The 12,674-nt window shown below is 44.3% G+C and carries 12 protein-coding genes; 9 read left to right on the top strand and 3 right to left on the bottom strand.

The features are described from left to right. Window positions 1–315 precede the first annotated feature (315 nt). The 4 genes from tsaE to tsaD are packed head-to-tail and all read left to right on the top strand — an operon-like array spanning window position 316 to window position 2,936. Window positions 316–783 carry a tRNA (adenosine(37)-N6)-threonylcarbamoyltransferase complex ATPase subunit type 1 TsaE gene (gene tsaE, locus BM003_RS17065; RefSeq protein ID WP_093674827.1) on the top strand — a complete coding sequence of 156 codons (468 nt, stop codon included), beginning with the start codon at window positions 316–318 and terminating at the stop codon, window positions 781–783. Then, on the top strand, window positions 764–1,453 hold the full coding sequence (gene tsaB / locus BM003_RS17060; RefSeq protein WP_093674826.1) for a tRNA (adenosine(37)-N6)-threonylcarbamoyltransferase complex dimerization subunit type 1 TsaB: 690 nt from the start codon (window positions 764–766) through the stop codon (window positions 1,451–1,453). Before tsaE ends, tsaB begins: the two co-directional genes overlap by 20 nt. Before the next feature lie 2 nt (window positions 1,454–1,455). Then, window positions 1,456–1,911: a ribosomal protein S18-alanine N-acetyltransferase gene (gene rimI / locus BM003_RS17055; protein ID WP_177184856.1), complete on the top strand. Its 456-nt coding sequence runs from the start codon at window positions 1,456–1,458 to the stop codon at window positions 1,909–1,911. A gap of 8 nt (window positions 1,912–1,919) precedes the next feature. Beyond that, window positions 1,920–2,936, top strand: a complete 1,017-nt coding sequence (gene tsaD / locus BM003_RS17050) for a tRNA (adenosine(37)-N6)-threonylcarbamoyltransferase complex transferase subunit TsaD (RefSeq protein ID WP_177184857.1) — start codon at window positions 1,920–1,922, stop codon at window positions 2,934–2,936. A gap of 252 nt (window positions 2,937–3,188) precedes the next feature. Here the strand turns inward: tsaD and BM003_RS17045 are convergent, their stop codons facing one another. After that, on the bottom strand, window positions 3,189–5,138 hold the full coding sequence (locus tag BM003_RS17045) for an ABC-F family ATP-binding cassette domain-containing protein (RefSeq protein WP_093674823.1): 1,950 nt from the start codon (window positions 5,136–5,138) through the stop codon (window positions 3,189–3,191). 284 nt (window positions 5,139–5,422) lie between these two features. On the opposite strand from BM003_RS17045, the gene BM003_RS17040 reads away from it, so the two are divergent. Further along, window positions 5,423–6,067, top strand: a complete 645-nt coding sequence (locus BM003_RS17040; RefSeq protein ID WP_093674822.1) for a redox-sensing transcriptional repressor Rex — start codon at window positions 5,423–5,425, stop codon at window positions 6,065–6,067. 113 nt (window positions 6,068–6,180) lie between these two features. Continuing rightward, the gene (gene map, locus BM003_RS17035) at window positions 6,181–6,936 is read left to right on the top strand and encodes a type I methionyl aminopeptidase (protein WP_093674821.1); all 756 of its coding nucleotides are present in this window, start codon (window positions 6,181–6,183) and stop codon (window positions 6,934–6,936) included. Window positions 6,937–7,011: 75 nt separating this feature from the next. Here map and BM003_RS17030 read toward each other — a convergent pair whose 3' ends face one another. Continuing rightward, a complete protein-coding gene (locus BM003_RS17030; protein ID WP_093674820.1) occupies window positions 7,012–7,674 on the bottom strand; it encodes a CPBP family intramembrane glutamic endopeptidase in 663 nt (220 codons plus the stop codon). Between the two features lie 294 nt (window positions 7,675–7,968). Between BM003_RS17030 and groES the strand changes: the two genes are divergently transcribed. The 3 genes from groES (at window position 7,969) to BM003_RS17015 (ending at window position 11,455) form a co-directional block, all read left to right on the top strand. Continuing rightward, window positions 7,969–8,253 carry a co-chaperone GroES gene (gene groES / locus BM003_RS17025; protein WP_093674819.1) on the top strand — a complete coding sequence of 95 codons (285 nt, stop codon included), beginning with the start codon at window positions 7,969–7,971 and terminating at the stop codon, window positions 8,251–8,253. A 64-nt stretch (window positions 8,254–8,317) separates the two neighbouring features. Then, window positions 8,318–9,943 (top strand): chaperonin GroEL, encoded by a 1,626-nt coding sequence (gene groL, locus BM003_RS17020; protein WP_093674818.1) that lies wholly within the window; start codon window positions 8,318–8,320, stop codon window positions 9,941–9,943. Window positions 9,944–10,660: 717 nt separating this feature from the next. Beyond that, the gene (locus tag BM003_RS17015) at window positions 10,661–11,455 is read left to right on the top strand and encodes a hypothetical protein (RefSeq protein ID WP_093674817.1); all 795 of its coding nucleotides are present in this window, start codon (window positions 10,661–10,663) and stop codon (window positions 11,453–11,455) included. 928 nt (window positions 11,456–12,383) lie between these two features. Here BM003_RS17015 and BM003_RS17005 read toward each other — a convergent pair. Continuing rightward, the coding region (locus BM003_RS17005) for a transposase (protein ID WP_177184813.1) at window positions 12,384–12,674 on the bottom strand (291 nt) is incomplete at its 5' end.

The following is a 12,674-nucleotide window of genomic DNA, read 5'->3' as shown; positions in this document are numbered from 1 at the left end:
GAACCACGAAAAAATCGTAACGAAAGAGCTCAAAATCGTAACGAACTCATCGAAAGTAGTAGCGAATTCCCAAACTCGTAACGAACCGCGAAAAAATCGTAACGAACGAGCCCAAACTCGTAACGAATTTGCTGCGCGCTTCGTCTTTACTGCGCAACATTTCGTATAATGTGTCTCGAAATATGACAGAGCCCACCGGAAGTGAAAAAAGAATTTGTTGCGCAATTATGGTACACTTAAAGTATATTTGGGTCATGTTGCCAGTACTTATCAAAATTGTTATTTTGGCATAAAACCAATGAAAAGGTGAATGTTATGCATCAGTGGACCACATCTTCTCCTGAAGAAACCATGCATTTTTCAGAACGAATGGCTGCTTATTTACAACCGGGCGATGTTTTGACTTTATCGGGGGATCTCGGAGCGGGTAAGACTATTTTTACCAAAGGTCTCGCCAAGGGACTTGGCATTCATGAGATGGTTAATAGTCCGACTTTTACTATTGTTAAGGAATATCATAGCGGGCGTTTGCCCCTTTACCATATGGATGTGTACCGGATTAGCGACGAGGAAGATATTGGTATTGACGATTATTTTGAACAGGATGGGGTAACTGTGATCGAGTGGGCCGAAAATATTCCATCATGGCTACCGGATGATGTCTTGTCCGTAGTTATTGAGCGTGCAGGCGAGCACGAGCGAACGATCACGTGCAAGACAAGTGGAGACAGGTCTGAGCGTATAAATGAGGAGATATCGAACGATGAACGTGCTAGCGATTGATTCATCTAATTTAGTAATGGGTGTTGCCGTGACGACGGGGCGGAAAGTGCTTGGCGAATTAACGACAAACAGCCGCAAAAATCATTCGGAGCGGTTGATGCCTGCTATTGCGCAGATACTCAATGCCGTTGGACTGAAGCCGGCGGACCTCGACCGTATTGTCGTCGCTGAAGGACCAGGTTCTTATACAGGTCTGCGCATTGGTACGACGATCGCCAAGATGATGGCCTGGACTTTGAAGAAGGAATTGGTCGGGGTATCCAGCCTAGAAGTCGTTGCCCAGAACGGACGCGGATTTGACGGCTATATCGCGCCGTTCTTTGATGCGCGGCGTGGGCAAGTATTTGCCGGCCTCTATGAAAACAAGGGCCGGGAAATTGTCCGAACAGCTCCGGACCAGTTGTTGATGATTAAAGATTGGATTACTGAGCTTCGTAAACTGGATAAACCTGTGCTTTTTTTAAGTAATGATATGGAAAAATGGTGTGATCTGCTATGTTCGGAGTCGTACGCGACGCTTGGTGAAAGCACTCAAAATGTTCCGAGAGCCGCAGAACTTGCGCGAATTGGCGCACAAAAAGAACCGGTTTCAGATATTCACCATTTTCTGCCGGTGTACCTTCGCTTAGCTGAGGCAGAAGCGAAGTGGCTGGCCAAACAGGAGCGATAAACATGCCGGAGCTAGGTTCAGTAATTATTCGAGCGATGACCGCGGAGGATATAGATCAGGTTATGGTCGTGGAGTGCAGCGCCTTCGATGTTCCGTGGTCTAGGCAGGCATTTGAAAATGAGATTAACACCAATCAGTTTGCCACATATTTTGTCGCGGAGCTTGCCGAAAAAATAATCGGTTACTGCGGCGTGTGGGTCATCGTTGACGAAGCCCATATCACCAACTTGGCAGTACTCGACGGTTATCGCGGCTTGAAGGTTGGTGAATCACTTTTGCGCCAGGTAATGCTCTATGCAATCTCGCGGCATGCGCACTCGATGAGCTTGGAGGTAAGAGTGAGCAACGCGATCGCGCAAAACCTCTATCGTAAGGTGGGCTTTCGCAATGGCGGTATCCGCAAGAACTACTATTCAAATAATGGGGAAGATGCGCTTGTCATGTGGGTGAGACTATGAAAATAGATGTGAATCAAAATACAATGATCTTGGCAATAGAAACAAGTTGCGATGAAACCGCAGCGGCTGTGGTAGAGAATGGAACCGTGATCCGCTCAAACGCTGTTGCTACTCAGATTGATATTCATCGGCGGTTTGGGGGGGTTGTTCCTGAAGTAGCCTCACGCCATCATGTGGATCAGATAACGGTTGTCTGTGAGGAAGCCATGAACAAGTCCGGTTTGGAATGGAAGGACCTGGACGCAATTGCAGTGACGCAGGGGCCTGGGCTGATTGGAGCATTGCTTGTCGGTGTGAACGGAGCAAAGGCCTTGGCGTATGCACATGACCTTCCACTGGTTCCGGTTCACCATATTACCGGTCATATTTATGCGAATCGATTTGTTCATGAACTTAAGTTTCCATTAATCGCACTTGTGGTATCAGGAGGCCATACTGAGCTTGTCTACATGAAAGAACATGGCTCGTATGAAGTTATCGGTACAACGCGCGACGACGCGGCTGGAGAAGCGTTCGATAAAGTGGCACGGACCCTTGGGTTGCCGTACCCTGGTGGCCCGGAAATCGACCATCTGGCAAAGGAAGGGGCACCTGTCATTGATTTTCCACGAGCATGGCTCGAAGAAGGGTCGCTCGATTTTAGCTTTAGCGGGTTGAAATCTGCTGTCATCAACTATATTCATAATGAAAAGCAACGCGGGCATGAACTTAACCCTGCAGATATCGCAGCCAGCTTTCAGCAAAGCGTCAGTGATGTACTTGTCAAGAAAACGATGATTGCGGCTGAACGTGTCCATGCAAAACAAATTCTTGTTGCGGGTGGTGTCTCGGCGAACAGCAAGATTAGATCTGAGATCGAAAAAGCAGCGAGTACACGAGGCATTCCGTTGATCATTCCACCGCTTTCTTTGTGCACGGACAATGCGGCGATGATCGCGGCATCGGGCACGATCGGATTTTTGAAAGGTATGCGAGCGGACTTGTCTTTAAATGGGAAAGCAAACTTATCCATAGAAGATTTTTGATTAATAAATAACAAAAAGGAACGGATGTGCGGAATGTTGTCCGCTCTCCGTTCCTTTTTGTTTGTCCACAGAACCACTTGATCATTTGAATGGAAAAGAAATGTTATCCACATGTGCATAATGTTTCGACGCATAAACGAATCAAGGCACTTATTCACATATTCTGTGAATAAGTGCCTTAATCAACTGAATAAATTGGGGATAACTATGCGCATCTGTGGATATGTGGGCAGATTTTGTGGATAACCGTTCTTAATCAAAATCATCAAGTTCAAGTTGAGCGGTTTCCCAATCCTCCATCAGTTTTGCGAGATGAGCCTCTTCTTGCTCAAGCTGCACCTGAATATCCCTTGATTTTTTCGTATCATTAAAGACTTCAGGCAAGAGAAGAGATTGTTGATCGCTATCGATCTGCTTTTCCAAGGAACTGATGTCTGATTCGGTTTGTTCGATAAATCGAGTAAGCTGACGTTTTTTCTTTTTCTGCTCTTTTTCTTTTAAAAATTGTTCTTTGCCGTCTCCGATGATTACCTCATTGTTTTGAGCTGTCACCGGTTGAGCTTCTAGTTCGGCGATTTGTTCCTGCTCTGTTTTCTTGTCGATGTAGTAATCATAGTCGCCAAGATACTCTGTAATGCCTTCGCGTGAAAGCTCGAATACTCGGTTGGCAATATTATTAATAAAATAGCGGTCATGGGAGACAAAGAGAATTGTCCCTGGATAGTCGATCAGCGCGCCTTCCAAAACCTCTTTACTGTCTAAGTCAAGATGATTGGTTGGTTCGTCAAGAATCAGTAAATTGTCATGACGCATCATCAGCTTGGCAAGCATGAGTCGCGCCTTCTCACCGCCGCTTAACTGGGCGACAATCTTGGCAGCATCGTCTCCTGAGAAAAGGAATCCGCCAAGAACCGTTCGTATGTCGTTTTCCGGTTTCAGTGGATAATCATCCCATAGCTCATTAAGCACCGTTTTGGTGAGATTCAGGCTCTTTTGCTCCTGATCGTAATAACCGGCACTGACTTGGCTTCCGAACCGCACGTCTCCAGAGCGTAGGGTGGATCCTCCGGCGATCGCTTTTAAGAGTGTTGATTTGCCAATGCCGTTCGGTCCGACAAGCGCAACACGATCACCGCGACTAATCTGAAAACTGAGATCAGCAATCATCGGAGCCTGATGGCCGTAGCCCACATCAAGATGAGAAACCGCAAGCACGTCACGCCCGCTTTGCTGGTCAATGCTGAACGAAAAGGTCGCGGACTTGGCGTCGCCCATCGGCCTGTCCAGAAGCTCCATTTTCTCCAGCTGTTTACGTCTGCTTTGCGCGCGTTTGGTTGTCGAAGCACGGACAATATTTTTTTGAACAAAATCCTTGAGTTTCGCGACTTCTTTTTGCTGCTTATCAAACATTTTCATTTCACTTTCAAATTCTGCCGCCCGCAAGTCAAGATAATGTGAATAATTACCGGTGTATTTACGAACTTTATGTCTTGCGATCTCATAAACCTTAGTCGCGACTTTATCGAGAAAGTAGCGGTCATGGGACACGACAAGTACGCTGCCGCTGTAGCGTTGCAGATAACCTTCCAGCCATGAAAGTGTCTCAATATCAAGATGGTTTGTTGGTTCGTCAAGAATCAATAGATCGGGTTTAATGAGCAAAAGTTTGCCGAGTGCGAGCTGTGTTTTCTGTCCCCCGGATAAATTGCTGACAGGTGTATCATCGGGAAATCCGCCGAAATTCAAACCGTTCAGTACGCTCCGTGTTTCCGCCTGGTAGGTGAAGCCGCCTTTTGCCCGGAAGTCTGCCTGCATTGTGTCATAGGTCTTGAGCAGCTGATCATAGTCCCTAGGATTCGAGAAGCTGCCGGGATCAGCCATCTGTTCCTCCATCGCGCGCATCTTATTTTCAAGCGCAATCAGCGGTGTAAATACAGAGAGCAATTCATCGTAAATCCCGCGTGTTGAGTTAAGTGTCGCGTTCTGCGGCAGATAGCCCATTTTGCGATCTTTAGGCATAATGACTTCGCCGCTGTCCGCGCTCATTTCACCGGCAATTATTTTCAACAGCGTTGATTTTCCCGCACCATTGCGGCCAACGAGCGCGACACGTTCACCGAGCTTTACTTCTATGGATATATTGGATAGAACAAGATCGGTGATAAAAGATTTACTGATCTCATTTGTTTGCAAGAGCAACACTGGTCTTCACCTCAAGGAATTTAGAAATCAAATTTGAATTTCGGGCAACAGGCAAATAAGAATTCGTTTGCGTGTCACTCTAAGCATAGATATGTTTATTGTAGCGTATTCGCTTTTTGTTCAGCAACTGCGAGCTCTGGAAAAATATAGGGAAAATGAATTCGATGCAGATTAGATTGTGAACTATTTAACAAAAGTGATAATGAATATAGTATAGTGAAATGAGACACTCAGATAAATTAGATGAACGAGAACAGTCTTGGAAAATGGGGGGAGACCCGGTCATGGCGAATCAAAATGTACCTCAAGCGACGGCTGAACGGCTACCGCTTTATTACCGAACGTTGCAACGTTTGGTCACTATAGGGAAAACGCGTATTTCATCTTCGGAGTTCGGGGATCTTTTACAGATTGATTCAACGACAATTCGTAAAGACTTTTCCTATTTTGGCGCGCTAGGAAGGAAAGGGTATGGCTATGATACCCAGTATTTAATGGATTTTCTGAGAAAAACGCTTTATCAGGACGAACTGTCAAAAGTCGTGCTGATTGGTGTTGGGCATTTGGGAACTGCGCTGCTCAACCATAACTTTCAAAAGAATAATAATACTAAGATTGTGAAAGCATACGACGTTGACCCTAAAAAGATCGGCACGGAGGTCAGCGGCACCAAGATTTATGCGATGAATGAGCTCGCAACAGATGACAATAGCGATATAACAGCCGCAATCCTGACTGTTCCGGTCGCCCACGCTCAGGAAGCGGCGGAAATGGCACTCGCCTCGGGCATTCACGGTTTTTTAAATTTTTCTCCTACTGTCCTTTCCTTGCCATCGCATGCTTATGTCCGTCATGTGGATATGACGGTTGAATTACAGGCGCTCATTTATTTTCTTAATCATTCGATGGAAGAAAGGAATTCTGATTGATTAAGTGGTAAAATACAGATGCGCTACTTGGAGCGATAAAGAAACAACACGTACGCGGCGTACGCGTTACTTCGCGGCGCCGCTGTGCTTTAAAGATAAGGTGGAATGCAGGAATGATCCAATTAAAATCACAGAATGAGATTGCTGAGATGAAAAAATCCGGTCAGCTGCTTGCCCGGGCGCACCAGCATATTAAATCAATGATTCGTCCCGGAGTGACAACTTGGGAGATTGAGGAATTTGTTAACGAATTTCTTGAAAAGCATGGCGCGATCCCTGAAGAAAAAGGGTTTCAAGGCTATAAATATGCGACCTGTGCTTCGGTCAATGATGAAATTTGCCACGGATTTCCAAACAAGAAACCATTGAAAAACGGCGACATCGTTACGATTGATATGGTCGTTAACCTGAACGGCGCGATGTCTGATTCGGCATGGAGCTATGCGGTTGGCGAGATCTCCGAGGAGGCGCAGCATCTGCTGAAGACAACAGAAGAGTCGCTTTTTGAGGGGATTAAGCAAGCGGTAGTCGGCAAACGCTTAGGCGATATCGGCTATGCCATTCAAAAATACGCCGAAGATCGCGGACTCAGCGTTGTTCGTGAGTTTGTCGGTCACGGCATTGGACCGACGATGCATGAAGATCCGCCTGTCGCGCACTATGGCCGGCAAGGACGTGGTCTCCGTCTTAGGGAAGGCATGACGATCACGATTGAACCGATGCTGAACATCGGCGACTGGCGTTCAAAGGTTGATGACAACGGTTGGACGGCGCGCACGATTGACGGCTCGCTTTCCGCACAATACGAACACACATTGGCGATTACGAAAAACGGTCCGGAGATCCTGACCGCGCTTGATGAAAAATAAAATTTTACAGACAAAGAAGAGCGGAGACTTGCTGCGTCATCAGCAAAATCTCCGCTCTTTCTCTAATAATCGTATTTAAAAAAGCAGATGAATCCAGCCGGTTGTATTTGGCATACGGACATTCAGACTAATCAGGATTACGATCGTATTCATTGCAGCGTGCATAAACATCGTGACCCAGATCCGGCCTGTTTTATGGTAGGCGTAGCAAAGGAAGAATCCGATGGCTAAATAAGTGAGCAGGTGGCTGAAATCGAAATGAAAAGCTGCGAAAATGAGCGAACTGATCAGAGCGGCAAAGAAGAAGCCGATTTTCTTTTTCATACTGCCGAAAAAGATTTTGCGAAAGACGATTTCTTCCAGCAGCGGTCCGATAATGCTGACCGCTATAATGAACAGTGGCGCATTGCGAGTTATGTCGACAATTTTCTGTGTATGCTCAGAAGCAAGCGGTTGGCCGAGAATGAGACTGTTGATAATCGTGGCGGCAATCTGAAGTACATAGAGGATAAAAATACCGCATATCGCCCACGCGATCGATTCGCCAATGGAAGCAACCGAACGGCGTTCCATTCTGCGTTCGGGAATAAGAAGCAGAGAAACAATTATTAAAGTGGTGAAAAAAACGGCTGTATAAGTGTCAGCATAAGCAGTACCCTGCCTTGGGAAACCGGGAATTAACGGGGAAATAAAGCAGGCAAGATAGGCGAGAACAATCAGGATATACCGTAAAACCAAAATCAAACACCTCATATCAATTAGTATAGGTTCAGATCAATTGTGAAAAGCTGAAGGCATTGTATTTGTGTTATAAACGTCTCGGTTCAAAATAGTAGCTATCTCATTTTACCATAGCTGATAGTCATTATCTCTTAATCACTTTTAGCACCAGTTGTTGTTTCCTATATATTTTAGGTTAAAAACTTGCAAATCCATTTGGAATTGATTATTATATTAAATGGATTAGCACTCAGGCGAACTGAGTGCTAACAAAGGTACTTAACTTAACATTTTTAAGGAGGGTATTTCAACATGTTAAAGCCATTAGGTGATCGTATTGTGATCGAACCACAGGAAAAAGAAGAAACAACAGCAAGCGGTATCGTACTTCCTGATTCCGCAAAGGAAAAACCGCAGGAAGGCCGCGTCATTGCCGTTGGTGCCGGCAAGGTATCCGATAAAGGCGAGCGCATCGCTTTGGATGTAAAAGAAGGAGAAAAAGTAATCTTTTCAAAATATGCAGGTACTGAAGTAAAATATGACGGCAATACGTATCTCGTTGTTCGTCAGGACGACATTCTAGCTGTTATTGACTAAACTTCCGATGTTCTTCTAACCAGAAGATCCTCAGATCGAATTTATTTAGGAGGGACAATTCACAATGGCAAAAGATATTAAATTTGGTGAAGAAGCACGCCGCTCGATGCTTCGCGGCGTAGACGTTTTGGCAGATGCGGTTAAAGTAACGCTTGGACCGAAAGGCCGTAACGTTGTACTGGACAAAAAATACGGTTCACCACTCATCACAAATGACGGTGTGACCATCGCGAAAGAAATCGAACTTGAAGATAAATTCGAAAACATGGGTGCGCGTCTTGTATCTGAAGTTGCAAGCAAGACGAACGATGTTGCAGGTGACGGTACGACAACCGCTACGGTTCTTGCTCAATCGATGATCCGTGAAGGATTGAAGAACGTCGCATCAGGCGCAAACCCGATGGGCATTCGCCGCGGAATTGAAAAAGCAACTCAAGCTGCTGTTGAAGGCTTGAAAGAAATTTCAAAACCGATCGAAGGCAAAGCGTCGATCGCGCAAGTTGCCGCTATTTCAGCCGATGATGAAAAAGTCGGCGAACTGATTGCAGAAGCAATGGAAAAGGTCGGCAACGACGGCGTTGTTACACTTGAAGAATCCAAAGGCTTTGTTACGGAACTTGATGTTGTCGAAGGTATGCAATTTGATCGCGGTTATGCTTCTGCATACATGGTTACGGATCAGGACAAAATGGAAGCCGTTCTTGAAAATCCATACATCTTGATTACTGATAAGAAGATCGGCAACATCCAAGAAATCCTGCCTGTTCTTGAGAAAGTGGTACAACAAGGCAAAGCAATGCTGATCATCGCTGAAGACGTTGAAGGCGAAGCGCTTGCTACTCTTGTACTGAACAAACTGCGCGGCACGTTCAATGTTGTCGCTGTTAAGGCTCCTGGCTTTGGCGACCGCAGGAAGGCAATGCTTGAAGACATCGCCGTGCTGACCGGTGGACAGGTCGTTACAAGCGATCTTGGCCTTGAATTGAAGGAAACAACGATTGATCAACTCGGAACAGCTGCGAGAGTTATCGTGACTAAAGACAACACGACGATCGTTGAAGGCGCTGGCGAATCCGACAAAATCGGTGCACGCGTTGGCCAAATCAAAGCACAATTGGAAGAAACAACTTCTGATTTCGATAAAGAAAAACTGCAAGAACGTCTAGCTAAACTATCCGGCGGCGTAGCTGTTATCAAAGTCGGAGCCGCTACGGAAACCGAATTGAAAGAACGTAAGCTGCGCATTGAAGATGCCCTGAACTCGACACGTGCCGCTGTTCAGGAAGGTATCGTTGCCGGCGGCGGTACTGCTCTTGCCAACGTGATCAAGAACGTTGAGGCAGTTGTTGCTGAAGGCGATGAAAAGACCGGTGTCAACATCGTCGTTCGCGCACTTGAAGAACCTGTTCGCCAAATCGGTGAAAACGCTGGTCTCGAAGGCTCTGTCATCGTTGAAAAACTGAAATCCCAGAAACCTGGCATCGGCTATGACGCTGCCAAGGATCAATGGGTAGACATGATTGCTTCCGGTATCGTTGACCCAACGAAGGTTACACGTTCCGCACTGCAAAACGCAGCTTCCGTATCCGCAATGCTGCTGACGACTGAAGCGGTTGTTGCCGACAAGCCTGAAGATCATCCGGAACCACAGATGCCAGCAGGTCCTGGCGGTATGGGCGGCATGATGTAATAAATTGCTGAATCCCTTATATACCAAGGGTTTTAAGCGATTAATGTAATTCTATGTGCCATAAATTGATTTTTAAAGAAAATTAGAGGTTTCTCAATCGATTTCCAATTCGATGAGAGACCTCTTTTTCGCATCCTGTGTGGTCATTTGTCTTTATCTGCTGTATCTTCAACAAGATGCTTAAAGTGCTTCGACCAAAGATTTTATGAATACATACCCAAACCCAGTAATACAACACCTGCGCCAGTAGATACATCATTTATTTATAGTTTTTAATGCTGGCCTGCTGACAGTGGTTTCGCCAAGTATTCGAGAAGGCTGGCGTATTGATCTCATTGTGAACAAGTGCTTAATTAATTTGAAAATATTAGAAGTCTACAAATACGTAGGCTTCCCTTTTAATTAACGTCCTATTTTATAATTATAGTCAGCACCGTTATATTGATAACTGTAATTATGTTTTATTTTTTTCTTTGTATAAACATTAAAATATCCCATGCTATAGTATGTAAGTCTCTATTGCAATATTGAACATTTTTGTTAGTATCTAAATAAAGACCCCTTTTAGGGTCTGTGCCAAAAAGGGCAATAAAAAAATACCTTACGTTTAACCAACGAAAATTGGGCCTCGCCCGTGGTTAAGCAGCTTCGGTACATCTATTTTATACCACAAAAAAGAACTTTATGCAAATTAACCTTTCTAAGGGACTGGCATTTATGAGTGAACAAGTAGATGTTTTTTTTGATGAGAGTGGCAAAGATAAAAATCAAGTGTCCTTGATGGGCGCTCTATTGATGCCGCATAATTACTATACATGTGACGATATTGTTACTATAAATAATGAATTAAAACAAAATAAATTCAGACTGCATTTCACTGATTTTTCAAAAGATAGCCAAGTCCCTTTGCATAGAGCGATTCGTTCTGTTTTTCAAAAACCGGATTACGTAAAACTTAATGTAGTAGCTTTTAAAAAAAATGATCACATTTCTAGACATCATTTTTTATCTAATAAAGGTGTTGTCTCTAAAATGATTTATGCTAAAATTCCCGAAAGAGTGCTGTATGGAGTATTAAGACACTATGGAAATTTTACAGAGGTTGAAGCTAAGCTAATGATCGAAGAATGTTCGCAATACATTAACGAAGATTTGGCCAAAAGAGTAAAAGAGCAATTAAATGTCCATTCACTGTATAGAAATGAGCATTTTTATATTAATCAGGCAGGTCTTTATCCAAAAAATAAAGAAATTGGAATTGAAATGACGGATGCCTTGTTGGGCATTATTAGAACAATTATTGAAAACAAAGATGCAAAGAGTAAAACGCTACGTCTAAAGAAAAAATTTATTGCCAGAAATCTTGTCTATCTAAAGCCAGTGTTAGAAAATGTGAATTATTATGAACTGAACGGTCATTCTTCACTGGAAAACAAAAATTTTTCTCCATACATTAACTTATTCCTATCTAAATTTGACAGTGAATCGGCTGTTGAAAATGAAAAGAGGTAAAGTCAGTAACCATAACTTTCTTCCACCATTGACCATTCATAATGTCTTTAAAATCGTATTTCCATCCGAGATAATGAATGAGGGAGAATGTTTTTTCAGTTAATAGATATAAACGAATGGTGAGGAGCTAATGTTATATGCTTTTGCTGATCAGCGTTCTTTTTTTGTTGAGTAGTGCGTCAATGACTTTTGCTATTCAGGCTCTTTATCAATTGGTATTTAAAGAAAAATACACATCACTATCCGACTTCTGCGATCGAACTGAGCTTGCATGGATACCCTCAATTTTATTTGTTTTATCGTTAGTGACCTTCATCGTCTATTTTGCAAATCGGTAATAAGAAAAATAAATCATACTTACCAGTTAATATAAGTGAAAGTTTGGGGACGTTGAAATAACGGTTAAATGCCGTTGTTTCTCAGGCTTTTTTCATAAGTAAAGAAATTGTGTGATTTTTGGTCACGCAAAAGACAGTGCATCAAACGCGCAGATGCGAGACGCCTGCGGGACAGCGAGCCAAGAGAGACCCCGCAGGCACTACGGTATAAGCTGAGGAGGCTCTCGGATCGCCCGCGGCAAGCGAGCAATCGGAGCGTACACAAAAATCAGGATGGTTTAAGGGCCAAGCACAGCCCGGTTTTTCTCATTCTCTGCAATTGATGAATTCAGCCGTTTCGGCACTAGAATGCTAGTGCGCAAAATAAAACGATAAATAGATAAAGTATTGATTGACCGAGCGCGATTGTCTTAGCGTATGAGCGCCACATCTTGAGTGCACATAAGGTGATGCTGAAGCAAATAAGCAGAACTTTGATCCAAACATATCCACGAAACAACACGAGCAGGAGCAGTGTGAGTATAAACGACCAGATGAATGATGATCAAGTCCTTTTTTATGTGTAAATTCATCTCAGCTGGAATAGGGCGTTAGTTTTGGTAAATAGATGTCACTTTCGATTTTTGATTCTGTTTTTGGAGCTTCTGTGCCTTCCACTCCGCATAATTTGTCATGTCCAAATAACGGCGGCCCTCCAGCCATTTTTCATTCATTTCCATGAGGACAGAACCCATGAGGCGGATCACAGACTCCCGGTTGGGGAATATCCGGATGACGCGCTCCCTGCGGCGGAATTCCTCATTCAGGCGCTCCATCCCGTTGGTCGTGCGCAGACGGTGCCTGTAGGCTTCAGGAAAGGGAAGCACAGCCGTCACGTCATC

Origin of the sequence: Sporolactobacillus nakayamae (assembly GCF_900113325.1) — a bacterium.
Taxonomy (GTDB): domain Bacteria; phylum Bacillota; class Bacilli; order Bacillales; family Sporolactobacillaceae; genus Sporolactobacillus; species Sporolactobacillus nakayamae.
Note: the sequence above shows the minus strand (reverse complement) of the source record. Positions and strands in the feature narration are given on the sequence as shown.

Coding starts and splice junctions, on each gene's coding strand:
- rimI (WP_177184856.1), top strand. CDS start 1,456: ATGCCGGAGCTAGGTTCAGTAATTATTCGAGCGATGACCGCGGAGGAT.
- groL (WP_093674818.1), top strand. CDS start 8,318: ATGGCAAAAGATATTAAATTTGGTGAAGAAGCACGCCGCTCGATGCTT.
- map (WP_093674821.1), top strand. CDS start 6,181: ATGATCCAATTAAAATCACAGAATGAGATTGCTGAGATGAAAAAATCC.
- tsaB (WP_093674826.1), top strand. CDS start 764: ATGAACGTGCTAGCGATTGATTCATCTAATTTAGTAATGGGTGTTGCC.
- BM003_RS17015 (WP_093674817.1), top strand. CDS start 10,661: ATGAGTGAACAAGTAGATGTTTTTTTTGATGAGAGTGGCAAAGATAAA.
- BM003_RS17040 (WP_093674822.1), top strand. CDS start 5,423: ATGGCGAATCAAAATGTACCTCAAGCGACGGCTGAACGGCTACCGCTT.
- groES (WP_093674819.1), top strand. CDS start 7,969: ATGTTAAAGCCATTAGGTGATCGTATTGTGATCGAACCACAGGAAAAA.
- tsaE (WP_093674827.1), top strand. CDS start 316: ATGCATCAGTGGACCACATCTTCTCCTGAAGAAACCATGCATTTTTCA.